Source organism: Thalassovita sp. (genome assembly GCF_963691685.1).
GTDB lineage: Bacteria > Pseudomonadota > Alphaproteobacteria > Rhodobacterales > Rhodobacteraceae > Thalassobius.
In genome coordinates, this window is record NZ_OY829290.1 from 1136776 (window position 1) to 1159454 (window position 22679).

General features: G+C 60.5%; 22 protein-coding genes. 13 read left to right on the top strand and 9 right to left on the bottom strand.

Annotated elements, in window-relative coordinates; all coding sequences use genetic code 11:
• Nucleotides 1-40 precede the first annotated feature (40 nt).
• The 11 genes from tolQ to folD all read left to right on the top strand — a co-directional run bounded on the left by tolQ (nucleotide 41) and on the right by folD (nucleotide 12212).
• Nucleotides 41-736 carry a protein TolQ gene (tolQ, locus tag ACORLH_RS05555; protein ID WP_321831606.1) on the top strand — a complete coding sequence of 232 codons (696 nt, stop codon included), beginning with the start codon at nucleotides 41-43 and terminating at the stop codon, nucleotides 734-736.
• Nucleotides 737-739: 3 nt separating this feature from the next.
• Nucleotides 740-1237 (top strand): protein TolR, encoded by a 498-nt coding sequence (gene tolR / locus ACORLH_RS05560; RefSeq protein ID WP_321831607.1) that lies wholly within the window; start codon nucleotides 740-742, stop codon nucleotides 1235-1237.
• A gap of 8 nt (nucleotides 1238-1245) precedes the next feature.
• The gene (locus ACORLH_RS05565) at nucleotides 1246-2367 is read left to right on the top strand and encodes an energy transducer TonB (RefSeq protein ID WP_321831608.1); all 1122 of its coding nucleotides are present in this window, start codon (nucleotides 1246-1248) and stop codon (nucleotides 2365-2367) included.
• Nucleotides 2364-3686, top strand: a complete 1323-nt coding sequence (gene tolB, locus ACORLH_RS05570) for a Tol-Pal system beta propeller repeat protein TolB (protein ID WP_321831609.1) — start codon at nucleotides 2364-2366, stop codon at nucleotides 3684-3686. The genes ACORLH_RS05565 and tolB overlap by 4 nt, the downstream gene beginning before the upstream one ends.
• Before the next feature lie 115 nt (nucleotides 3687-3801).
• Nucleotides 3802-4311 carry a peptidoglycan-associated lipoprotein Pal gene (pal, locus tag ACORLH_RS05575; RefSeq protein ID WP_321831610.1) on the top strand — a complete coding sequence of 170 codons (510 nt, stop codon included), beginning with the start codon at nucleotides 3802-3804 and terminating at the stop codon, nucleotides 4309-4311.
• A gap of 76 nt (nucleotides 4312-4387) precedes the next feature.
• The gene (gene ybgF, locus ACORLH_RS05580; protein WP_321831611.1) at nucleotides 4388-5206 is read left to right on the top strand and encodes a tol-pal system protein YbgF; all 819 of its coding nucleotides are present in this window, start codon (nucleotides 4388-4390) and stop codon (nucleotides 5204-5206) included.
• Nucleotides 5203-6462 carry a tRNA lysidine(34) synthetase TilS gene (gene tilS / locus ACORLH_RS05585; protein ID WP_321831612.1) on the top strand — a complete coding sequence of 420 codons (1260 nt, stop codon included), beginning with the start codon at nucleotides 5203-5205 and terminating at the stop codon, nucleotides 6460-6462. The genes ybgF and tilS overlap by 4 nt, the downstream gene beginning before the upstream one ends.
• 79 nt (nucleotides 6463-6541) lie before the next feature.
• The gene (gene ftsH, locus ACORLH_RS05590; RefSeq protein ID WP_321831613.1) at nucleotides 6542-8458 is read left to right on the top strand and encodes an ATP-dependent zinc metalloprotease FtsH; all 1917 of its coding nucleotides are present in this window, start codon (nucleotides 6542-6544) and stop codon (nucleotides 8456-8458) included.
• 189 nt (nucleotides 8459-8647) lie between these two features.
• Nucleotides 8648-9250 carry an MOSC domain-containing protein gene (locus ACORLH_RS05595; RefSeq protein ID WP_321831614.1) on the top strand — a complete coding sequence of 201 codons (603 nt, stop codon included), beginning with the start codon at nucleotides 8648-8650 and terminating at the stop codon, nucleotides 9248-9250.
• A 184-nt stretch (nucleotides 9251-9434) separates the two neighbouring features.
• Nucleotides 9435-11111 (top strand): formate--tetrahydrofolate ligase, encoded by a 1677-nt coding sequence (locus ACORLH_RS05600; RefSeq protein WP_321831615.1) that lies wholly within the window; start codon nucleotides 9435-9437, stop codon nucleotides 11109-11111.
• A gap of 198 nt (nucleotides 11112-11309) precedes the next feature.
• Complete coding sequence (folD, locus tag ACORLH_RS05605) at nucleotides 11310-12212, top strand: bifunctional methylenetetrahydrofolate dehydrogenase/methenyltetrahydrofolate cyclohydrolase FolD (RefSeq protein ID WP_321831616.1); 903 nt, start codon at nucleotides 11310-11312, stop codon at nucleotides 12210-12212.
• Nucleotides 12213-12218: 6 nt separating this feature from the next.
• Here folD and ACORLH_RS05610 read toward each other — a convergent pair whose 3' ends face one another.
• Nucleotides 12219-12635: a PaaI family thioesterase gene (locus tag ACORLH_RS05610; protein WP_321831617.1), complete on the bottom strand. Its 417-nt coding sequence runs from the start codon at nucleotides 12633-12635 to the stop codon at nucleotides 12219-12221.
• A gap of 118 nt (nucleotides 12636-12753) precedes the next feature.
• On the opposite strand from ACORLH_RS05610, the gene ACORLH_RS05615 reads away from it, so the two are divergent.
• On the top strand, nucleotides 12754-13620 hold the full coding sequence (locus ACORLH_RS05615; protein ID WP_321831618.1) for a LytTR family DNA-binding domain-containing protein: 867 nt from the start codon (nucleotides 12754-12756) through the stop codon (nucleotides 13618-13620).
• Here the strand turns inward: ACORLH_RS05615 and pdeM are convergent.
• Nucleotides 13617-14306 (bottom strand): ligase-associated DNA damage response endonuclease PdeM, encoded by a 690-nt coding sequence (gene pdeM, locus ACORLH_RS05620; protein ID WP_321831619.1) that lies wholly within the window; start codon nucleotides 14304-14306, stop codon nucleotides 13617-13619. The genes ACORLH_RS05615 and pdeM overlap by 4 nt on opposite strands.
• A gap of 54 nt (nucleotides 14307-14360) precedes the next feature.
• A complete protein-coding gene (locus ACORLH_RS05625) occupies nucleotides 14361-16769 on the bottom strand; it encodes a ligase-associated DNA damage response DEXH box helicase (protein WP_321831620.1) in 2409 nt (802 codons plus the stop codon).
• A 137-nt stretch (nucleotides 16770-16906) separates the two neighbouring features.
• Between ACORLH_RS05625 and ACORLH_RS05630 the strand changes: the two genes are divergently transcribed.
• Nucleotides 16907-17248 carry a ribonuclease E inhibitor RraB gene (locus ACORLH_RS05630; RefSeq protein WP_321831622.1) on the top strand — a complete coding sequence of 114 codons (342 nt, stop codon included), beginning with the start codon at nucleotides 16907-16909 and terminating at the stop codon, nucleotides 17246-17248.
• A 23-nt stretch (nucleotides 17249-17271) separates the two neighbouring features.
• On the opposite strand, the gene ACORLH_RS05635 is transcribed toward ACORLH_RS05630, so the two are convergent.
• The 6 genes from ACORLH_RS05635 to ACORLH_RS05660 all read right to left on the bottom strand — a co-directional run bounded on the left by ACORLH_RS05635 (nucleotide 17272) and on the right by ACORLH_RS05660 (nucleotide 22675).
• Entirely contained in the window at nucleotides 17272-18588 is a 1317-nt protein-coding gene (locus tag ACORLH_RS05635) for an ATPase (protein ID WP_321831624.1), read from the bottom strand.
• Nucleotides 18589-18721: 133 nt separating this feature from the next.
• On the bottom strand, nucleotides 18722-19261 hold the full coding sequence (locus ACORLH_RS05640; RefSeq protein ID WP_321831625.1) for a prepilin peptidase: 540 nt from the start codon (nucleotides 19259-19261) through the stop codon (nucleotides 18722-18724).
• A gap of 4 nt (nucleotides 19262-19265) precedes the next feature.
• A complete protein-coding gene (locus ACORLH_RS05645) occupies nucleotides 19266-20114 on the bottom strand; it encodes a tetratricopeptide repeat protein (RefSeq protein WP_058244483.1) in 849 nt (282 codons plus the stop codon).
• A 30-nt stretch (nucleotides 20115-20144) separates the two neighbouring features.
• Nucleotides 20145-20717, bottom strand: coding sequence for a tetratricopeptide repeat protein (locus tag ACORLH_RS05650; RefSeq protein WP_321831626.1), 573 nt, complete (start codon nucleotides 20715-20717; stop codon nucleotides 20145-20147).
• 22 nt (nucleotides 20718-20739) lie between these two features.
• A complete protein-coding gene (locus ACORLH_RS05655) occupies nucleotides 20740-21693 on the bottom strand; it encodes a type II secretion system F family protein (RefSeq protein ID WP_321831627.1) in 954 nt (317 codons plus the stop codon).
• 13 nt (nucleotides 21694-21706) lie between these two features.
• Nucleotides 21707-22675 carry a type II secretion system F family protein gene (locus ACORLH_RS05660; protein WP_058244486.1) on the bottom strand — a complete coding sequence of 323 codons (969 nt, stop codon included), beginning with the start codon at nucleotides 22673-22675 and terminating at the stop codon, nucleotides 21707-21709.
• Nucleotides 22676-22679: the final 4 nt, after the last annotated feature.

Sequence of the window (22679 nt, forward strand, 5' to 3'; positions counted from 1 at the left end):
AAGGCCCGAAGATAACGGGCCATCAGAGCAGAGCAGGCTAATGGAAACAGAAACCCTTGCCTTGGCGCATGAGATTGATTTCTCAATGTGGGCACTTTTTGCACGCGCCACACTGACCGTGAAACTGGTGATGGTCCTTTTGGTCATCGCGTCCTTCTGGTCTTGGTCGATCATCATTCAGAAACTCATTGCCTATCGGCTGGCCCGTCGCGAAGCGGCGCGGTTTGATCGGGCGTTCTGGTCCGGTGAGCCGCTGGATGCGCTGTTTGATCAGATCGGGGCAGATCCCAAAGGGCATTCCGAAAAAGTCTTTGCCGCTGGGATGATCGAATGGCGCCGCTCCCACCGCGATGATGGCGGGCTGATCGCCGGGGCGCAGGCGCGGATTGATCGGTCGATGGATGTGGCGATCGCCAAAGAGGCCGAGGCGCTGCAAAACGGATTGCCGGTTCTGGCAACGGTGGGCTCCACCGCCCCCTTTGTGGGTCTGTTCGGGACGGTCTGGGGCATCATGGTGGCCTTCATCGGCATTGCAGAACAGCAATCGACCAACCTGGCCGTTGTGGCCCCCGGTATCGCTGAAGCGCTGCTGGCGACGGGGCTGGGCCTGCTGGCCGCGATCCCGGCGGTGATTTTCTACAACAAACTGTCGGCAGATGCGGACCGGATCATCGCAGGCTATGAGGCCTTTGCAGATGAGTTCTCGACCATCCTCAGCCGTCAGCTGGACCTCTGAGCGATGGGCGCGGGCGTGATGAACAAGGGTGGAGGCGGCGGACGCCGCCGGCGCGCCCGTCGTGGCGGGGCGCAGCCCATGTCAGAAATCAACGTCACCCCCTTTGTGGATGTGATGCTGGTGTTGCTGATCATCTTCATGGTGTCGGCGCCGCTGATGACGGTTGGGGTGCCGGTTGAACTGCCCAAAACCGCCGCCAATGCGCTGCCCGGTGAACAGGAGGAGCCGCTGGCTGTCACCGTGACCGCCGAAGGCACGGTGATGATCCAGACCACTGAGGTGGCGCGTGAGGATCTGATCAACCGCCTGCGCGCGATTGCGGCGGAACGGGACGGTGACCGTGTGTTCCTGCGCGCCGATGGATCGGTGCCTTATGAAGATGTGGTTCAGGTCATGGGGGCGCTGAACCGTGCAGGCTTTAGCAACATCGGTCTGGTGACCGATACCGGTGGGCCGTCGCTGGACGGGGCCACTGTTGAGGCTGAGACAACAGGGAACTGAGCCCGAGAATGCAGACCGGTACCATCATTTCAGGCGTTGCGCACGTCAGCCTCATTGGCTGGGCGCTGTTCGGCGGGGTGTTCAAGCCCGCGCCGGAACCGTTTGATGTGACGGAGGTTGTGGCGATCTCTGAGGCGGAGTTTGAAAGCCTGCTGGCCGGGACAGAACCGCCGGAAACCGTGAGCGATCTAATCGTGCCGGAACTGCCGGATGTGACACCGCCGGAGGCCGATACGCCCGCCAGCAGTCAGGCAGATCAGCCGCCCGTGCTGGAACAGCCCGAAGAAACCAAACCACCGCGCCCTGAGGCCCGGCCAGACCGGCCCGAGATCACGCCGCCCACACCGGCAGAGGTCAGCGATGATGTGGCCGTTTTGGCGCCGCCCAATGATGAGCCGGAAACCGACGGTCCCGTCTCGCTCACCCCCAGCCGCCCGCAGGAGGCCCCGCGTGTTGCGCCCGAGGCGATTGCCCCGCCGGAGCCGGAGGACAAGGTGGCTGACGTTGCGCAGGATGTCGACACATCAGATGCCACCGGCGAGGAGCAGTTGCTGGATCAGGAAAAAACCGTGGAAGAGGCGGCCAGCACTGAGATCGTGACCGAGGCGGAAACCGCTGAGCCCCCGGGGCTGGGCCGGTCGCTGCGCCCGCGGGCACGCCCCAACCGCCCAACGCCGCCAGAACCAACTGAGGTAGCGGATGACACGGCACCCCAACCGCAGGACAACGTACAATCCGCGGTGGATGACTTGTTGGCAGGGCTCAGCAATGACACGGCAAACCCGACACCGCCGCGCCCCTCGGGGCCGCCGCTGACCTCAGGCGAAAAGGACGCGCTGCGGGTGGCGGTGCAGAAATGCTGGAACACCGGATCACTTTCGACGGAAGCGTTGAAGACAACCGTTGTTGTTGGCGTATCGATGAATGAAGACGGCACCCCAGACACCGGGACGATCCGCATGATCAGCTCCAGCGGGGGCACTGGCGGATCGGTTCAACAGGCCTTTCAGGCGGCGCGGCGTGCAATCATTCGCTGTGGCGCGCGCGGTTTTGCGCTGCCGTCCGAGAAATATGAACAATGGCGTGATATAGAAATGACATTCAATCCAGAGAAAATGAGGATCAAATGATCAGACGTTTCCTGACCCTCCTGGCGGCCACGGCTGTTTTTGCTTTGCCCGGCCTGACCAATGCCGCCCCACTTCGGATTGAAATTACCGAAGGTGTGATTGAACCGCTGCCCTTTGCGGCGCCGGATTTTGTGGCTGAAAACAGCTCGGCCCGGCAGTTGGCGCAGGATATCGCGCAGCTGGTGGCCGATGATCTGAGCGGTACCGGGTTGTTCCGCGAAATCCCCGACAGCGCGCATATCAGCACGATCACCAGCTTCTCCAGCCCGGTGCAATATGCCGATTGGAAAGCGATCAACGCGCAGGCGCTGGTTTCCGGCGCGGTCAGCCTGCAGCCCGGTGGGCGGCTGACGGTGAAGTTCCGCCTCTATGATGTTTTTGCCGGTGCTGAACTGGGAAGCGGCCTGCAGTTCACCGGCACGCAGGAGGGCTGGCGTCGCATGGCCCATAAGGTGGCAGATGCGGTCTACAGTCGGATCACCGGCGAAAGCGGCTATTTCGACAGCCGGGTGGTGTATGTCAGCGAAACCGGCCCGAAAAATGACCGGAAGAAACGGTTGGCGATCATGGATTATGATGGCGCCAACCTGCAGTTCCTGACCGACAGCCGGTCAATCGTTTTGGCGCCGCGGTTCTCACCCACTGGCGACCGGATCCTTTACACCTCATATGAAACCGGCTTCCCGCGGATCTATGTGTTGGATGTGGCCTCGGTCCGGCGTCGGGTGCTGGAGGAACAGCCCGGCACCATGAGTTTTGCACCGCGGTTCTCACCGGATGGTCAGACCGTGCTTTATTCGCTGACCAAAGGCGGTAACACAGACCTTTACAAGATGAACATCGCCAACGGCCGGTCGCAGCGCCTGACCTCGGCCCCGTCGATTGAAACGGCCCCCAGCTACAGCCCGGATGGCAGCCGGATCGTCTTTGAAAGTGACCGCAGCGGCACGCAGCAGCTTTACATCATGGACGCCAATGGCGGCGAGCCCAAGCGGATCAGCTTTGGCAAAGGTCAGTATGGCACCCCGGTCTGGAGCCCGCGTGGCGACCTGATCGCCTTCACCAAACAAAGCAAAGGCCGCTTCCATATCGGTGTAATGCGCATCGATGGCTCAGAAGAGCGTCTGCTCACGGCTTCGTTCCTTGACGAGGGGCCCACCTGGTCGCCCAATGGCCGCGTGATCATGTTCACCCGCGAAACCCAAGGGGCCGGGGGATCGGCCAGCCTCTATTCGGTGGACATCACGGGGCGCAACCTGAAACGGGTGCGCACGCAGGGCGGCGGATCGGATCCGGCCTGGTCGCCGCTGCAGGAATAAACTTGGCCACCGCGCCTTCCTGCCGATCAGGGGGCGCGTTGGCTTGCGGCGTTTTCAGATCGAAAACGTTATGGTAGTGAAAACAACAAGAAGATCAGTCGAGCGGGGCAATGACATGAAGACGATTCTGGCACGGGCAGTGATGCTGACTTCGGTACTGGCGCTGGCCGCATGTACCAATCCGGGGTTTGGCAATGATGACGTTTACCTCAGCGGCGATCCTGCCGGTGTGAACGATGGATCCGCGGATGATCCGCGCTCGCCGCTTTATTTCCAGCAAACCGTTGGGGATCGGGTTCTGTTCGAAGTGAACCAGTCCACCCTGTCGTCAACGGCTGCGGCTACCTTGGATCTGCAGGCGGATTGGCTGCTGCAGAATATGGATTACACCGCCGTGATCGAAGGCCACGCAGATGAGCAGGGCACGCGGGAATATAACCTGGCCCTGGGCGCACGCCGCGCCAATGAGGTGCAGGAATACCTGGTGCAACGTGGCATCGCGGCCAACCGCCTGAAGGTGGTTAGCTTTGGCAAAGAACGCCCGATTGAGGTGTGTTCGCAGGAAAGCTGCTATTCGAAAAACCGCCGCGCGGTGACCGTCCTGTCCGCAGGGCTGTCCAGCTAAGGCGCGATCATACCGCGATTACCAAAGGCCCGCTAACTTGGTTGGGGCGGGCCGGTTTAGAAAGATGAGGGACCACATGCGCTGGTTTGTTATGGCAACCTGTTTTGCGCTGGCCGCACCGGTCACAGGCGCATTTGCACAGGAACAGGATCAGACCTTGGCGGATATCCGTCAGGAGCTGTCGGTGCTCTACGTCGATCTGCAGCGCCTGAAGCGCGAGTTGAGCACCACCGGCGCGCCCTCGGGTGCTGCGGGCGGTACCATTCTGCAGCGGGTGAACGCCATCGAAGGCCAGATGCAGCGCCTCACCGCCAAAACCGAAGAGCTGGAATTCCGCATCAACCGCATCGCCACGGATGGTGGCAATCGAGTGGGTGATTTGGAATTCCGCCTGTGTGAATTGGAAGCCGGCTGCGACATTGCCAGCCTGGCCGAGGGCAGCACCCTGGGCGGCGATGCCGGCGAACAAGTGGTGAGCCCCGATGTTGGCGTGACCGATGCGCCGGAACTGGCCATTGGGGAAGAGGCCGATTTTGAACGTGCCGACGCTGCGTTGAACGAAGGCGATCACGCCACCGCGCTGACGTTGCTGGATCAGTTTATCGCCACCTATCCCGGCAGCCCATTGACTGCGCTGGCGCATCTGATGCGGGGCGATGCGCTGGCTGCGGATGGCAATCAAACTGCTTCAGCGCGGGCCTATCTGGAAGCCTTTAGCGCCGCGCCGCAGGGCGACAGCGCGCCAGAAGCGCTCTACAAGCTGGGCTTCTCATTGGGGCAGTTGGGCCAAACCTCTGAGGCCTGCGTGACCCTGGCAGAGGTAGGTGTGCGCTTCCCCGGTGCCGATGCCGTTGTTGCTGCCGAAGAGGAACGCGCGCGGCTCGCCTGCTCATGACAAAACTGTCCCCCGCCGAGGCGCTCGCGGCGTCGCTGCGGGGCTGGCAATCGACGGATCCTGCGGGCCCTTTGGGCATCGCGGTTTCCGGCGGCAGTGATTCCCTTGCTTTGCTGTATCTGGCGGCTGATTGGGCGCGCGATCAGGGCGTGGATCTGCACGTGGTGACAGTGGATCACGGCCTGCGTGCTGAGGCCGCGCAAGAGGCCGCATTTGTGGCAGATCACGCCACAACGCTGGGCCTGCCGCATAGGGTTCTGCGCTGGCAGGGCTGGGATGGTCAGGGCAACCTGATGGACCAGGCCCGGCGTGCGCGATATCGGCTGATGGCCGATTGGGCGCGGGAGCAAGGCTTAAACGCCGTTTTGCTGGGCCATACCCTCGACGATCAGGCGGAAACGCTGATGATGCGGCTGGCACGCGGCGCCGGGGTGGACGGGCTGGCGGCGATGGTGGCTGTGGGCGAACAGGCGGGGTTTGCATTCCTGCGCCCCTTGCTATCAGTGCGCCGTGACGCCTTGCGGGCGGAGTTAACTGCGCGCAACGTGACCTGGGTTGAAGATCCGTCAAATGACGACACCCGATTTGAACGGGTGCGCATGCGGCAAAGCCTCACGATGTTGGCGCAGCAGGGGGTTGAGGCCGAAGCACTGAGCCAATCGGCGCAAAACCTGGCCGAGGCGCGTGGCGCGTTGAACTGGGCCGTTGCGCAGTTCGCAGGCGCCCATGTCACCCAGCACGCGGGTGATCTGGCCATAGCGGCGGCGCCTTTTGCTGATCTGCCGGCGGAACTGCAGCGCCGTTTGTTGCAACATGCCTTGGGCTGGATTGCCGGACCGCGCTATGCGCCACGGTCTGAAGCATTGGCGCAACTGCGGGCGCAGGCCTTGGCGGGGCAGGGCGCAACGCTTAGCGGTGTGCGCATGACCCACCGCAAAGGCACGATCTACCTGTTTCGTGAGCTGGCCGCAGTGGCTGAAGTGACCGCAGCAGTGGATCAGCCCTTTGACACACGCTGGCACCTTTCGGGCCCCGGGGGGGCGGATTTGCACATCGCACCATTGGGGGCGGAGGGTTTGCAGGCCTGCCCGAAACCGCGCGAATCTCTGCGACCGGCGGCGGCGCTGCAGGCTGATCCGGCGATTTGGCGCGACAATCAGCTGATTTCCGCCCCATTGGCGGGGTTCTTGCAGGGATGGCAGGCAGAACTTGCGCCCAACTGCCGCGATTTTGCCAAATGGACGGTATCTCGTTGAAGATGGTCGCAGGATCTCTATTTAAGTAGGATGCCGCCTGTGATACCTCCGGTGGCGACCGAAGATTGGGAGATTTTCCTTGGGCAACGCGAAAAACATCGCTTTCTGGGTGGTTCTGTTCCTGTTGGTGCTGGCCCTGTTCAACCTGTTCAGCGGATCAGGCAGCAGCTTGCAAAACAACGCCATCCCTTATTCCGAATTCGTCCAGGCCGTTGACGAAGACAAAGTCAGCTCTGTGACACTGGATGGCGAATCCGTGCGCTTCCGGGGCACTGATGGCCGTGACTATGTCACCATCAAGCCGGATGACGCCGAAGTCACCAAAATGCTGATTGCTGAAAACATCCCGGTCACCGCCGAGAGCCAGCAACAGTCCGGCTTCCAGACCTTTATCCTGAGCCTCCTGCCATTCCTGCTGCTGATCGGTGTGTGGATCTACTTCATGAACCGCATGCAGGGCGGTGGCAAAGGCGGCGCGATGGGTTTTGGCAAATCCAAGGCCAAGCTGCTGACCGAAAAGAACGGCCGCGTCACCTTTGATGATGTTGCCGGGATCGACGAAGCCAAAGAAGAGCTGGAAGAGATCGTAGAGTTTCTGCGCAACCCGCAGAAATTCAGCCGCCTGGGCGGCAAAATCCCCAAAGGTGCACTGCTGGTGGGCCCTCCGGGCACCGGTAAAACCCTGCTGGCCCGTGCGATCGCGGGTGAGGCGGGCGTGCCCTTCTTCACCATTTCGGGTTCGGACTTTGTGGAAATGTTTGTTGGTGTTGGTGCATCGCGTGTGCGCGACATGTTCGAACAGGCCAAGAAGAATGCCCCTTGTATTGTGTTCATCGACGAAATCGACGCCGTGGGCCGTCACCGTGGCGCGGGCTATGGCGGTGGCAACGACGAACGTGAACAGACGCTGAACCAGCTGCTGGTTGAGATGGACGGTTTTGAAGCCAACGAAGGCGTAATCATCATCGCGGCCACCAACCGTAAGGATGTGCTGGACCCTGCACTGCTGCGTCCGGGTCGCTTTGACCGTCAGGTCACCGTGGGCAACCCCGATATCAAAGGCCGTGAGAAGATCCTGGCCGTTCACGCCCGCAAAACGCCGCTGGGCCCTGACGTGGATCTGCGCATTATCTCGCGCGGGACGCCGGGCTTCTCGGGTGCGGATCTGATGAACCTGGTGAATGAGGCGGCGCTGATGGCGGCCCGTGTTGGTCGCCGGTTTGTGACGATGGAAGACTTCGAACAGGCCAAGGACAAGATCATGATGGGCGCGGAGCGTCGCAGCATGGTCATGACGGCCGAGCAGAAGGAAATGACCGCCTATCACGAAGCTGGTCACGCCCTTGTAGGCCTGAAGCTGCCGAAATGTGATCCTGTCTACAAGGCCACGATCATTCCGCGGGGCGGCGCCCTGGGTATGGTGATGTCCTTGCCGGAAATGGACCGTTTGAACTGGCACAAAGATGAGTGTCACCAGAAACTGGCCATGACCATGGCGGGTAAAGCAGCTGAGATTCACAAATACGGTGCGGATCACGTGTCCAACGGTCCCGCCGGTGACATTCAGCAGGCCAGCCAGCTGGCGCGCGCCATGGTGCTGCGCTGGGGCATGTCGGATAAGGTCGGCAACATCGACTATGCCGAAGCCCACGAAGGCTACTCGGGCAACACCGCTGGTTTCTCGGTCTCGGCCAACACCAAAGAAATGATCGAGGATGAGGTGAAACGCTTCATTCAGGAAGCCTATGAACTGGCCTTCAAGGTCGTGACCGAGAATGATGAAGAGTTTGAGCGTCTGGCGCAGGGTCTGTTGGAATATGAAACCCTGACCGGCGAAGAGATCAAACGGGTGATGCGTGGTGAGCCGCCGCATGCGGGGGAGGACGAAGATGACACCCCGGATGCAGGCAACGCCCCATCGGTCACAGCCATTCCCAAGACCAAGCCGAAAGCCAAGCCAAGCGGCGACGGCGGCATGGAACCGGAAATGAGCTAAGCCCATCTGATTAAACCCCCGCCCTGGCGGGGGTTTTTCTTTGTCATCAGATGCTTGCAGCAATCTGGTCACACCCCAGTAAGGGCAACGGTCACAAATCGTCGCAATCACAGGATGTCATTTGCACGCCTTTCATTCTCGGTGCATGCTCCGCCAAAATTGAAGACGCAGCACATCGGGGAGGGTGATATGCCGGTTTTGAAACCAACGGATTTTCGGGGCATGATTGAGTGGATGGGGGTTGTTGAGGATCGCGCGGCTTCGCTGGCCTCCAGCCCGCGTGAGCTGGCCGATCTGACCTGGAACGGTCTGGATGAGGACAGCCATGCCGGTGTGAACCGACCCTCCTGTGGTCGGGTGGCGGCGATGCATGCCCGCGGGACGGAAATCCGCAACACCCGCCAACTGAGCTTGATCAGCGCTGAGGATCTGGCGGAAATTGCCGCGGAACTGCAGATCGCGGATTTTGATCCGGCGTGGATTGGCGCCTCACTGGTGCTGCGCGGCATTCCCGATTTCAGCCGCATACCCCCTAGCGCGCGCTTGCAGGCGCCTTCGGGGGCCACGCTGGTGATCGATATGGAAAACCGCCCCTGCAATCTGCCGGTCAAGGTGATTGAGGCGGCAGCACCGGGCAAGGGCAAAGGGTTCCGGGCCGCGGCCTGGGCGAAACGCGGCGTGACCGCCTGGGTCGAACGACCGGGGGAGATTGCCCTTGGTGATCCGCTGCAGCTGTTTGTGCCGGATCAGCCCGAATGGGCGCATTACGATGCGGTGCGCAGCACGCGCTGAGCCGCAAATCGACACTCCGTAAATCAAAACATCGGGGCGACTCACAGCGACCTGTGCCCCGCCGTCCTGCGACAGCGCGACGCAACCCGCGCTGGAAATGTCGGATTTTGCGGCGCAGCCGGGGCCGTGCCGTCGTTATCTGAGCCAGAACTGTGAATTTCCATGTGTGCCGGGAGGGGTACCTATGAGCTACAAATCCGACATTGAGATCGCCCGCGAGGCCAACAAGAAGCCGATCCAGGAGATTGGCGACAAGCTGGGCATCCCAGCCAGCGATCTGCTGCCCTATGGCCATGACAAGGCCAAGGTGGGTCAGGATTTCATCAATTCGGTACAGGACCGTGAAGACGGCAAGCTGATCCTGGTGACCGCGATCAACCCGACCCCGGCAGGGGAAGGCAAGACCACCACCACAGTGGGCCTGGGCGATGGCCTGAACCGCATCGGCAAAAACGCGATGATCTGCATCCGCGAAGCCTCGCTGGGTCCGAACTTCGGCATGAAAGGTGGCGCGGCCGGTGGCGGCATGGCGCAGGTTGTTCCGATGGAAGAGATGAACCTGCACTTCACCGGGGACTTCCACGCCATCACCTCAGCCCATTCGCTGCTGTCTGCGATGATTGACAACCACATCTACTGGGGCAATGAGGCCGAGATTGACATCCGCCGCGTCGCCTGGCGCCGTGTGGTCGACATGAACGATCGCGCCCTGCGTCAGATCACCGCCAGCCTGGGAGGTGTCGCCAACGGCTTCCCGCGGGAAACCGGCTTTGACATCACGGTTGCTTCGGAAGTGATGGCGATCCTGTGTCTGGCAACCGATCTGAAGGATCTGGAAAAACGTCTGGGTGACATCATCGTGGCCTATCGCCGCGACAAGACCCCGGTTTACTGCCGTGACATCAAGGCCGAAGGCGCAATGACCGTTCTGCTGAAGGACGCGATGCAGCCGAACCTGGTGCAGACCCTGGAAAACAACCCGGCCTTTGTACACGGCGGTCCGTTTGCCAATATCGCGCATGGCTGTAACTCGGTCATTGCCACCAAGACCGCGCTGAAAGTTGCCGATTACGTGGTGACCGAAGCGGGCTTTGGCGCGGATCTGGGCGCTGAGAAGTTCATGAACATCAAATGCCGCAAAGCTGGCATCGCACCTTCGGCTGTGGTGCTGGTTGCCACCGTGCGGGCGATGAAAATGAACGGCGGCGTGGCTAAGGCGGACCTTGGTGCAGAAAACGTGGAGGCCGTGCAGAACGGCTGCGCCAACCTTGGCCGCCACATCGAAAACGTCAAATCCTTCGGTGTGCCGGTTGTGGTCGCGATCAACCACTTCGTCACCGACACAGACGCTGAGGTGCAGGCGGTCAAAGACTACTGTGCCGAACACGGTGTTGAGGCGGTGCTGTCGCGTCACTGGGAACTGGGCTCGGAAGGGTCGGCGCCGCTGGCCGAGAAAGTGGTGGAAATCGTTGAAGGTGGCACCGCCAACTTTGCCCCGATCTACCCCGATGACATGCCGCTGTTTGAAAAGGTCGAAACCATCGCCAAGCGCATCTACCGCGCTGATGAGGTGCTGGCAGACAATAAGATCCGCAACCAGCTGAAAGAGTGGGAAGAGGCCGGCTATGGCCATCTGCCGGTCTGTATGGCCAAGACGCAGTACAGCTTCTCGACCGATCCCAGCTTGCGCGGCGCGCCCACCGGCCATTCGGTGCCGGTGCGTGAGGTGCGCCTCAGCGCCGGTGCGGGCTTCATCGTGGTGGTCTGCGGTGAGATCATGACTATGCCGGGCCTGCCCCGCAAACCGGCGGCAGAAAGCATCTGCCTGAACGACGAAGGCCTGATCGAAGGTCTGTTCTAAAGAAAAGAAAGCCCATCCGGACAGTCGGGTGGGCTTTTTGTTTGGGAAACCTGCCGTTCGGATGGGAAACAGATGGGCGGCAACCTGATCCTGACCGGGTGGCTTATGGCTGGTGTGCAGGCCGCATGCGCGGTACATGCCTCGGCAAGGCGAACGCCTCCGGCGGGAGTATTTTGGGAACATTGAAAGGGTGCTTTGATGACGGCTGACATCATTGACGGCAAGGCCTTTGCGGCCAAGGTGCGCGAACAGGTGGCGGGGCATGTGACCCGTCTGAAAGAAGATCACGGCATCACCCCCGGTCTGGCGGTGGTTCTGGTGGGTGAAGATCCCGCCAGTCAGGTCTACGTGCGCTCAAAAGGCAAACAGACCGTTGAGGTCGGCATGAATTCGTACGAGCACAAGCTGGAGGCGGACACCTCAGAGGCGGATCTGCTGGCGCTGATCAATCAGCTGAACAACGATCCGGCGGTGCATGGCATTTTGGTGCAGCTGCCGCTGCCCGGTCATCTGAACGAAGATCTGGTCATCAACTCGATCGATCCGGCGAAGGATGTGGACGGGTTCCATATCTCCAACGTGGGACTTTTGGGCACGGGTCAGAAATCGATGGTGCCCTGCACACCGCTGGGCTGTCTGATGATGCTGCGGGATCATCACGGTTCGATTTCGGGCATGGATGCGGTTGTGATTGGCCGTTCCAACATCGTGGGTAAGCCGATGGCGCAGCTGTTGCTGAACGACAGCGCCACCGTGACCATCGCGCACAGCCGCACCAAAGATCTGCCGGACGTCGTGCGCCGCGCCGATATCGTTGTGGCCGCCGTAGGCCGCCCGGAAATGGTGCCGGGTGACTGGATCAAAGAAGGTGCCACAGTGATTGATGTGGGCATCAACCGCATTGATGCGCCGGAAAAGGGTGAGGGCAAGACCCGCCTGGTGGGCGATGTGCATTTCGAAAGCGCCGCCAAAGTCGCAGGCGCCATCACCCCGGTGCCGGGCGGTGTGGGGCCGATGACCATCGCGTGTCTGCTGGCCAACACAGTGACCGCCTGCTGCCGCGCCAATGGTTTGGCAGAACCCGAAGGCCTGACAGCCTAACGCAGATCAGCGGGGCGCCATGGGAACCATGGTGCCCTGCATCAGCGCGATCAGGGTTTCCTGATCGCCGTCCCGGGCGAAAACCTCAGAGGTGACAACCACCAGCCGCTTGCCCGGTTTCACCACCTTGCCCCGCGCAATCAGTCGCTCACCGGCAGCCGGGGCCAGCAAGTTGATTTTGATCTCAGAAGTCAGCACCTCATACCCCTCAGGCATTGCCGAAAGCGCTGCATAGCCCGCCGCACTGTCCCCGATGGAAAAGGTCAGGCCCGCATGGCCAAAACCATGCTGTTGCTGACAGGTTGGCAGCACCGGCGCTTCGATCACAGCGATGCCGTCATTGGCGGCGATCAGTTCGGCCCCAAGGGTCTGCATCATCGTCTGTTTTGCAAAACTCTCGCTGACACGTGACTGAATTTTCATGTTTTTCCCCCTGAACACCTAAGAGATTTCTCGTATTCCACGTATTATATGCTTGAAGATGCGCGGATGAAGGTAAATACAGCCTTGCACCGCAACGTAACGGTATCGAGTGGTTAACGTGGTTTCTGAGATCTTTCAGATCTGCAAACTGTCTGGGCAGCGGGTGTTTGCCCCGTCTGTGCTGAGCCTTTGGGTGATGGCGGCTGTGGCTGGCTCCATCATGGGGCCGTTTGGCACCTATTCCGATCTCGATTGGGGGCAGCGGGTTCTCTATTGGGCCGCGATCAGTGGCTGTTCGGTTTTCCTCAGCACCTTCACCCGTGAGATTTTGCTGCGACGCCTGCCTGAGCTGAACGATGGCTGGCGCGAGGTTTGGCAGGCGCTTGGCATCACGGTTTTGATGTCGCCGCTGGTGTTCCTCCTGACCTCGCTTTTCGGGCTTAGGCTGGCGCCGGAAAGTCTGAGTTTCTGGAAAGTGACGCTGTTTGTTTTCCTGATCGCGGTGCTGTTTTCTGCGCTGCGACGGATCTACGGACGCAAGGAGCTGTTGCGGCGGCTGGCGCTGGAGGAAGAGGACGCGCTGGCGCAGGATCCGCTAGGGATGATGGGGGTCACGGAGGTGCCGCTGGAGACATCGAGCGCCGAGGCGGATTGCCGTCTGCTCAACCGGATGCCGCCGGGCATTGGCGGCGCGATCCTGCACTTATCGGCGCGTGACCACTTTGTGGATGTGGAATTGGACCAGTCTCTGGTGACCCTGCGGATGCGGTTCAGTGACGCCGTGGCTGAAATGGACGGGGTCGAGGGGTTTGCGACCCATCGCTCTCACTGGGTGGCGGAGGCCGCCGTGACGGGTGTGGAGCGTGAGAATGGCAAACTGTTCATGACCCTGCGCAACGGCAGCCGCGTGCCGATCAGCCGCAGCGCCCGCCCGCGTCTGGAAGAGGCCGGGATCCTGCAGCGGTTTGCAGTCGAAAGCCGTTAAACATCATCATGCAATGACTTGCGCCGTCCGGGCATCGGGATGGCCTGGGCAATGTTGCCGGTCAAAATCGCCAGAGCTTCCGGGCGCATCAACCCTGCCAGCGCCGGATCATCGCTGCGCAGGCCCCCGGTGTAGCTGCCATAGGCCGGCATGATGATGCGATCGCTGTCGACCAGAAAGCAGGGGCGTGTGATGCTGCCGCCTTTGGTTTTGACCCGGGCCTTGGGATGATAGTGGCCCGAAATTTCACCTGCGCTGCCCGGTTCCGCGATATGGCGGAACAGGATCGGGGGCAGCGGCAGCTCGGCCAGATGGGTGCCGCCAATGGCCAAGGGGCCGGGATCATGGTTGCCCTCAATCCAGACCCAATGTCGGCCGGCCTGCAATCGGGTGATCCAGGTGAACTCCTGTTCCGAGATCCCGCGCGCCGCAATCGAATCGTCAAAGCTGTCACCCAGGCAAATCACGGACTTGGCGCGGGTGCGGGCCAGATCCTTTTCCAGCCGCGACAGCGTATCGCGGGTGTCATAGGGGGGCAGCATAGCGCCGCCAAGTCGCGCAATTCGTTCAGATTTTCCGAAATGCAGGTCTGAGACGCAGAGTAGGCTCTGCGACGGCCAAAACAAAGCGCCGGAGGGCATGGCCTGAAAGTCCTGGCCTGCCAGAGTGAAGGAATGACTGCTCATGAGGGATGTGTTTGCATGGGTTGTAAAACGGAACAAGAGGGCAGATTAAAAGGGTCAAATTTCTGCCAATCCGGCCTCCTGCATCAGCTTGGCAGTTTCTTCCATCAACAAGCGCTCACGCGCTTCACCGTCGATGCGGACCTTGCCCACCTCCAGCAGCAGCGGGGCGGCAAGCGGGGTGATCCGCTCAAGCGTCAGGTGTGTGATCCGGCCCTCACTACGGGCGATCATGTGGCGCAGCCGGGCGAAATCGATCAGACCGCTCAGCGCCTCTTGGCGGGTGATCGACAGCATCAGATGTTCAGGATCGTGGCGTTGCAGGGTGTCATAAAGGATGTCTGAGGAAAACGTGGCCTGTCGTCCGGTTTTGCGCTGCCCTTGCAGGTTTCGCTGGATCAGCCCGGCGATGGTGGCCACACCGCGAAAGGTCCGCTTCATCAGCGCGTTTGTCGACAGCCAGCCCTCCAGATCCTCCTCCAATGTGGTGAGGTCAAACAGTGGGGCCGGATCGGTCAAGGGCTCCAACCCCCAGATCAAAGTGGCTTGATCGGTGGCCACAAAGCCCAAAGGCGCAAGGCCCAGCTCTTCCATCCGGCGGGTGGCCAGCAGGCCCAGCGTTTGCTGAGCATTGCGCCCCGCGTAGCCATAGATGCAGCTGTGGGCCAGCCCGTCATGGGGGAAGCTTTCGATCAGCAACTCCCCCGGTGCCGGCAGCTGGGACATTTGCCGTTGCAGGTGCAGCCAATCGGCGGTGTGGGCGGGCAGGGCCGGCCAATCCGGCTGTTGCAACAGGCGCAGGATCCGCTGGCTGAGCTGGGTGGAGGTGGAGAACTTGGTACCCATAAAGGTGGCGATCTTGGGTTTGCGGCCCTTGTCGCGGCTGACCTGAACCACCATTTCGCGCAACGCTTCATAGCGCACGATCTGGCCCCCGATCAGAAAGGTATCCCCGGGGCTGAGGCTGGCGGCAAAACCTTCTTCGATTTCCCCCAAGGGCGCGCCGTGGCGGCCGCGCATTTTGACCTTCAGCGTATCAGTGTCCTGAATGGTGCCCACATTCTGGCGAATCAGCGCGGCACTGCGGGGATCGCGCAGCTGCCATTGACCATCTGGGTGCTGTTGCAGCCGTTGCCAGCGATCATAGGCCCGCAACGCATAGCCGCCGGTGGCACAAAAGGTCAGACATTCGTCAAACGCGGCGCGGCTCAGCGTGGCATAAGGCCCGGCGCTGGTCACTTCGCCGTAGAGGGCATCAGCGTCAAACGGGCCGGAACAGGCGCAGAGTAGGATATGCTGGCATAAGACATCGCGTGGTCCCGCGGGGCGCGGATCGCCGTCTAGATCGCCCTCCTGCACCGCCTCCAGCGCGGCCAGGCATTCGATGACCTCAAACCGGTTGGCGGGCACCAAAATGGCCTTGGAGGGTGCATTGTAGCGGTGATTTGCGCGGCCAATGCGTTGCACCAGCCGTTTGACGTTTTTTGGTGCGCCGATCTGGATAACCAGATCCACATCACCCCAGTCGATCCCCAGATCCAGCGACCCGGTACAGACCACGGCACGCAGTTGCCCCGCCACCATGGCGGCCTCAACCTTTTCACGCTGACCGCGATCAAGCGATCCATGGTGGATGCCGATTGGCAGGGCATCGTCGTTGGCAAGCCAGAGGTTGTGAAAAAAGATCTCAGCCTGGGCGCGGGTGTTGTGGAAGATCAGCGTGGTCTTGTGCTGTTTGATCTGCTCCAGCACCACTGGGATAGAATAGGCCGCCCCGCCACCGGTCCAGGGCGGTGCCTCCTCGGTGTGTAGCATCGAAATGTCCGGCGCGGGCCCGGGATCGGCCATCAGGATCGGGCAGGGGGCCGGGTTTGGCGCCAGATAGCGGGCAATGGCCTCCGGGTCATCAACTGTGGCCGAGAGGCCTACGCGGCGCAGATCCGGGCACATTGCCTGCAGGCGCGAGAGGGCGAGCATCAGCTGATCACCCCGTTTGCTTTCAGCCAGGGCGTGGATTTCATCCAGCACCACCCGCTGCAGCCCCTGGAAGACACGCGGTGCATCCTCATAGGAGATCAGCAGCGCAAGGCTTTCCGGGGTGGTCAGCAGGATATGCGGCGGATCGGCGCGCTGCCGTTTCTTGCGGGTGTTGGAGGTGTCGCCGGTGCGATCCTCAATCCGGATCGGCAGGCCGATGTCTTCAACAGGGGTGCGCAGGTTGCGTTTGATATCCGCGGCCAATGCCTTCAGCGGTGAAATATAAAGCGTGTGCAGACCCTTATGGCTGCCGTCGGCCAATTCGCAGAGTGTCGGTAGAAACCCCGCCATCGTCTTGCCGCCCCCGGTTGGAGCGATCAGCAGCTGCGCCGGCAGATCAGCACTGTCCAACATCTGGCGCTGATGGGGGTGGAGCGACCAGCCCTTGGTGGTGAACCAGTGCTGGATTGAAGTGGGTAGCGTGACCATGTTCTCTGTTTAGTCCAATTTGCACCCAAGGCAAATAGGGATGGGAATGGCACGCCAAAGAAAGATCAATTGCTATAGGCGTTGATTTTATCGGTTGTTTCAGCAATCTCTTCGGTACAGTTTTAAGGGGAATTATTGTGGCTCATGATTTTGATAAACAGTACCGGGAATCTGAGTGGGTTCTTGATGACTTAGCGTCCAAACACGATCTGCCAGCGATTGCCGATTTCGACTTCTATTTTTCCACAGATGCGGCAACGGCACAGCCATTGGCTGCGGTGAGCGCCTTACAGTCAGAAGGCTTTGCTGCAGCCTATGACGAAGAAACACGTGATATCTGGGTACCGGTCTACGCCTTAACCGTGGATATTGCCGCGATCTGGCGTCACGAAAAGCCGATGACTGAAATCTGCCTGCGCTATGGCTTCAAACCGGACGGCTGGGGCTTTTCGGATGCCTCTGCGGTGAACCTGGTCTAGGCGGGGTCACCTTTCTGGACGGGTTATTTCACAATCTCTTCGTCCTTCACAAACATATTGGCCCATGCACGATCGATAAGCTCGGGCGTCATTTGGTAGGGGATACCTTCAAATTCGCAAATTGAGATCATCTGATCGATCAGGAAGACCGGCTGGTAGTTTGCATAAATGTTGTCGATCGTCGGGTATTTCCGGTGAATAAGATGCACCAATGCAGCCTCATCCAGCGGTACGCCCTTCTTGCGGGCCACAAGTGAGAAGATCTTGAGGAAGTTCTTCTGGTCCGGGCCGTCGATTTTGATCTTGTAGAAAATCCGGCGCAGGGCGGCCTGGTCAAAGATCTCATTGGGGTGGAAGTTGGTTGAAAACACCACCAGCGTGTCAAAGGGCACTTCGAATTTTTCGCCGGATTGCAGCGCCAAAATGTCTTTGGATTCTTCCAAGGGCACGATCCAGCGGTTGACCAGCGCCTGCGGCGGTTCCTGTTGGCGGCCAAGGTCGTCGACGATGAAAATACCGCCCGTGGCCTTCAGCTGCAGCGGTGCCTGATAGGTGCGCGCCGTGGCGTTATAGGTCAGATCTAGCATGTCGATGGTCAGTTCACCCCCGGTGATCACGGTCGGGCGGTCACAGCGGACATAGCGGGTGTCAAACCCCTTCTTGCGGCGCAGCGAGTTTGGATCCTGCTCCTCGGCCTCTGCCTTGGAGTGTACGATCGGGTCGTAAACGGTGATCACCTGACCGGCGTATTCAATGGCGCGCGGCACGTAGATCTTATCGCCCATCGCGTCGCGAATACCGTTCGAGATCGAGGATTTACCGTTGCCCGGCGGGCCATACATCAGGATGGAACGGCCGGAGCTGACTGCCGGGCCCAGGTTTGACAGCAGATCGGGCGGCAGAACCAGATGGCCCATCGCTGCGGTCAGTTGCTGGCGGGTCAGCTGGATATCGCGGATCGACTGGCGTTTGATCTGTTCGCGGTAAACCTCCAGCGGGACCGGCATGGCGCCATAGTATTCTGACTGCGCCAGCGCATCCTCGGTGCGGGACTTACCGGCATCGGTCAGCTGGAACGCCATTTCATTGCCCGCACCGGCGTGCAGGGTGCCCATCGCCTCCATCAGCTTTTGCTCGCGGCACATATCCACCAATTCCTGCACCACAACGCGGGGCAGGCAGACTGCACTGGCCATTTCCGTGATGGTGCTCAGCGATTTGCGGAAACAGGTTTTCAGCAGGATGTCCCGCATCATCGTGATCGGCAGCTGCATCTCTGCCAGCCCGGCGGGAACGGGCGGCGGGGTCACGCGATTGCGAATGGGGGCCTGCAGTGTCATCGGTTTGCCTCTGCCAAATTCTGGACGCAGGTTGCCCTGCTGTTGCCAGCACTTTGGTCAGAGATCATGGCAGAAAAAGGGAGGAAACCGCGCAGGCAGGGGGCATTTCGGGCCAATCGTGCCCTGCTGCCCCTCAGCTGCCGTAAAGCGCGGAGAGCCCCAGGTAAGCCGACAGGGTAGGTCCCAGCGCCAGCCCCATGGGGAAGTCTTTCTTGCGGCCCCAGCTTTTCCATTCTGGTGCCAGATTGCGCAGCGGGGTGACACGGGCCAAACGGTGGGCCGCCACAGCCCCCAGCAGGATCAGCGCGAACAGCAGAACCAGAAAACGCACATCCGTCAGCACCACGTAAGGTGCTGCAGATGCTGCAAATTTTGCGTCCCCCGCACCCAGCAGGCCAAGTGCGTTCATCACAATGCCGACCAGCAGCACGATGACCAGCTGCGCCAATTGCCAGCCATAGACCGGCAGTGGCATCAGGAAGATGCCGACCACGGCAAAGACCGCCGCCAGCGCAATCACCGCATTGTTGCGGATCAGCATATGGCGCAGATCGCTGATTGCGGTCCACAGGCACAGGGGCAGGGTCAGGATAAAGAAGATCAGCGCGGTCTGACGGGGCAGGCTGAGGGTCTCAGCCCCGCCCCACAGAAACAGCATCGGGTCAAAACTCACCGGATCACGCTTCCAGTGCGCGCAGGGCGCGGACCGCGGCCTCAAAGTGCTGCGGATGGGTGTCAATTGCTTCGCGCAGCAGGGTTTTGCCGGTGGTGACATCGCCTTGTTTCACGGCGCTCAAACCCATGGTGTGCAACAGCTGCGCCCGTTCGGTCTGATCCATCGGGATCACCGGCAGGGAGTAGTTGCGCTGCGCACCGCGGGCCAGAACGATGTTGTTCTTGGCGGTGAACAGGTTCTGGTCGTGTTTGATCGCTTCGGCAAACAGGCGCTCGGCCTCGGCGTAATCGCCACGGGTCAGTTTGGAATAACCCCAGTTGTTCAGCACCCCGGCCGGGCGGGTGGTCAGGCCAACGGCGGTTTCATAGAAACTGTCGGACTTCTGCCATTCCTTGTTGCTGTCGGCGACCATGGCCTCCAGACGGTAGCGTTTGTAGGTCTCAACGGTGGGGGGCACGGCATCCAGCACCTGATCGGCCTCATCCCACTGACCGGTGCGGATCAGCGCATCGGCCAGATCGACATTGTCGTCTTGTGTGCTGCCTTCCATGGTGGTCACTTTGCGCCAGGCGGGCACTGCCTCGGTCGCGCGTGAGGCACGCACCAGCGATTGCGCCAGACCGCGCTGCAGATCGATCCGATCGGGGTTGTCTTTGCTGGCGCGCTGGAAGTAGCGCACCGCCTCATCCGCATCTGCCACGGTCAGCATGATGTCAGAGAGGTTGTTTTCATCCACCGCATTGATGGCGGACATGGCGCGGTCAACCTGATCATCACCGCGCAGCTGCGAACAGGCGCTCAGGCTCAGCCCGGCAACCACGCAGAGGGTAAAACGAATGGAATGGCGCATGTGCCTGCGTCCTTCAACTGCTCTTGCCTGTTATGGTATCGCGCGGATCAGATAGTCACTGCTACCGCGTCGTACCAACTTATAGTTTTGTTCTAAGGGTGCATCATAAACGGGATTTTCCGATTTTGCGAGAGCTTTGCGCAAATTGTCCCGAATTGCGTCACTTGCGCCATTGTCCAGCGCATAGGCCTTGCGCAGCACCAGTTGCGCCTCACCAATTTCGCCCTTCTCCAGCAACAAGACACCAAGGTTGTTCCAGACCTCAGGGGCGGCGCCCGGCTTCGCCACCGCACGGCGCAGCAACTCCTCGGCCTGACCCAGACGGCCAAGGGCCAGATTGGCACTGCCAAGCCCTGCCAGAACATCAACGTTCAACCCATGATCCAGCCCGGCGCGGGTGTAGGCGTCAATTGCCAGCTCATATTGGCCCGCATCCATCAGCCTACCGCCCACAATCAGACCATCCACAGCCTCACCCTGGGCCACACCGGGGGCGTACACCTGATCTTCGGGCAGCTCAAAACCGCCTGTGGTGCAGGCGGTTAAGGCAAGCGATGTCAGCAAGGCGGCGGCCAGCATTGTGGCGCAGCGCGGATGTGTCATGTGATCTGCTCTTGGTCTTGGCTTATTGGCCGAGCGCGGTGATCCCCACGACCGACGGTGCCACAAGAATGATCAGCAGCGGCGGAACCGTCAACATCATTGTCGCCAATGTCATCTTGGTGGGCAGTTTGTTGGCCTTTTCTTCGGCCCGCATCACCCGCTTGTCCCGCATTTCACCGGCATAGACCCGCAGCGCTTCGGCGATCGAGGTGCCGAAGCTTTGCGATTGCACCAGCACGGTCACAAAGCTCGAGACATCCTGAACCCCACAACGTTCGGCCATTTCATTCAGAACATTGCCTTTGTCTTTGCCGGCTTTGATCTGCTGGCTGACAATTTCAAACTCATCCGCCAGAGCCGGGTAGGAGGATCTGATTTCCCGGCTCACCCGAATGATTGACTGGTCCATGGATTGACCGGCTTCGACGCAGACCAGCATCATGTCCAGACTGTCCGGGAAGCCTTGGGTGATCTCCTCCTGGCGTTCCTGCTGGCGTTTGGTGATCCAGTATTTCGGTGCCATATAACCCATGATGCCGGGGCCAAGGATCCACATGATCATCTCAGTCGGTGTCGAGTTCGGGCCGGATTTCGCAACAAGGTAATAGAGCATGCCCAGAACCAGCAGACCAAGCCCCAGCGCAAACTGGGCAAAGTGGAAGATCATCACCGCCTCTTTGGTGCGATAACCCGCCTGCATCATTTTCTGCCGCATGGCTGTGAATTCTTCGGCATCCTGTGGCTCCAGGAAAGAGGAATATTTCTCCAGCTTTTTGGAACTGCCACTTTGCGGTCGCAGGTCAACGCCGGCCGCAGTGGCCGCTTGCGGCCGGGCGGCCTCTTTCAGCTTGTCCAGGGGATCAGGCTTGGTGTTGATCAGGAAGGGCAGGGTGCCCAGCACCAACGCCACCCCAAGGAAGCCGACCAGAAACAGCGGTCCCAGACCACCACCAAACATCGTTGTGAGCACGGACATTTCTCAGCTCTCCTCAGACTTTGATGTTCACTAGCATCCGCATGACGAACATATTCGCCACAAGGAAGACACCCACCGCCACACAGGCCGGGATGAACATCGGGTGATCCATGACTTCATCGTAATAATGCGGGTCCATCAGGTTGATGCCGACCAGCGCCAGCAAGGGAAAGCCCGACAGGAACTTGCCCGACCACTGTGCTTCGGCGGTGATGGCTTTCACCCGGCGGAACAGGCGGAACCGGGCGCGGATCACTTTGGCCAGACCATCAAGGATCTCAGCCAGGTTACCACCGGATTGCTGCTGGATGGTGACGGCCACGGCCAGGAACCGCAGATCCTGCATGTCCAGACGGTCCGCCATTTCCTGCAGCGCCTCACCGACGTCGCGGCCATATTGTGCCTCATCGGCGATCATGCCGAATTCGCTGGCCAGCGGATCGGAAATTTCGCGGCTGACAATTTGAATGGCTGAGGAAAACGGATGCCCCACGCGCAGCGAGCGCACCATCAGCTCGATCCCGTCCGGCAGCTGTTCTTCGATCAGCGACATCCGTTTTTTGGCCTTGGCCGAAACCCAGACAAAAATGCCGCCAACGCCCATGGCGATGGACACCCCAGCGCGCACCACCAAGGCGGTTTGCGTGCCAACGGTCAGCGCGACAAAGGCAACTGCCGAGAGCACCCCCATTAGCATCACCAGCTGCAACGGCGAAAAGGCCAGCGCGGCCTTCTGCGCCTTGGAGGCCAGCAGCGAATAAACCGGGAAGTTCTTCCACTGCATGTGCTGGCTCATCTCCTTGCGGAGCGTTTCCATCACCTCAGCGCGCTGTTTGCCCTTTTCCATCAGCTCAAGGCGACGGTTCACCTTGCTGTTGAGGCTGATTGAGCGGCCAAAAACGGTCAGGTACAGCCCCTCGACGATCACCAGAACGCCGATGAACACCAGACCGTAGATCAGGACTTCGATAGGGACTGTCATCACA

Coding starts and splice junctions, on each gene's coding strand:
- tolR (WP_321831607.1), top strand. CDS start 740: ATGGGCGCGGGCGTGATGAACAAGGGTGGAGGCGGCGGACGCCGCCGG.
- ACORLH_RS05655 (WP_321831627.1), bottom strand. CDS start 21,693: ATGTCCGTGCTCACAACGATGTTTGGTGGTGGTCTGGGACCGCTGTTT.
- ACORLH_RS05645 (WP_058244483.1), bottom strand. CDS start 20,114: ATGCGCCATTCCATTCGTTTTACCCTCTGCGTGGTTGCCGGGCTGAGC.
- ACORLH_RS05565 (WP_321831608.1), top strand. CDS start 1,246: ATGCAGACCGGTACCATCATTTCAGGCGTTGCGCACGTCAGCCTCATT.
- ybgF (WP_321831611.1), top strand. CDS start 4,388: ATGCGCTGGTTTGTTATGGCAACCTGTTTTGCGCTGGCCGCACCGGTC.
- ACORLH_RS05600 (WP_321831615.1), top strand. CDS start 9,435: ATGAGCTACAAATCCGACATTGAGATCGCCCGCGAGGCCAACAAGAAG.
- ACORLH_RS05660 (WP_058244486.1), bottom strand. CDS start 22,675: ATGACAGTCCCTATCGAAGTCCTGATCTACGGTCTGGTGTTCATCGGC.
- tolB (WP_321831609.1), top strand. CDS start 2,364: ATGATCAGACGTTTCCTGACCCTCCTGGCGGCCACGGCTGTTTTTGCT.
- ACORLH_RS05650 (WP_321831626.1), bottom strand. CDS start 20,717: ATGACACATCCGCGCTGCGCCACAATGCTGGCCGCCGCCTTGCTGACA.
- pal (WP_321831610.1), top strand. CDS start 3,802: ATGAAGACGATTCTGGCACGGGCAGTGATGCTGACTTCGGTACTGGCG.
- folD (WP_321831616.1), top strand. CDS start 11,310: ATGACGGCTGACATCATTGACGGCAAGGCCTTTGCGGCCAAGGTGCGC.
- ACORLH_RS05625 (WP_321831620.1), bottom strand. CDS start 16,769: ATGGTCACGCTACCCACTTCAATCCAGCACTGGTTCACCACCAAGGGC.
- ACORLH_RS05610 (WP_321831617.1), bottom strand. CDS start 12,635: ATGAAAATTCAGTCACGTGTCAGCGAGAGTTTTGCAAAACAGACGATG.
- ACORLH_RS05635 (WP_321831624.1), bottom strand. CDS start 18,588: ATGACACTGCAGGCCCCCATTCGCAATCGCGTGACCCCGCCGCCCGTT.
- tilS (WP_321831612.1), top strand. CDS start 5,203: ATGACAAAACTGTCCCCCGCCGAGGCGCTCGCGGCGTCGCTGCGGGGC.
- pdeM (WP_321831619.1), bottom strand. CDS start 14,306: ATGAGCAGTCATTCCTTCACTCTGGCAGGCCAGGACTTTCAGGCCATG.
- ACORLH_RS05595 (WP_321831614.1), top strand. CDS start 8,648: ATGCCGGTTTTGAAACCAACGGATTTTCGGGGCATGATTGAGTGGATG.
- tolQ (WP_321831606.1), top strand. CDS start 41: ATGGAAACAGAAACCCTTGCCTTGGCGCATGAGATTGATTTCTCAATG.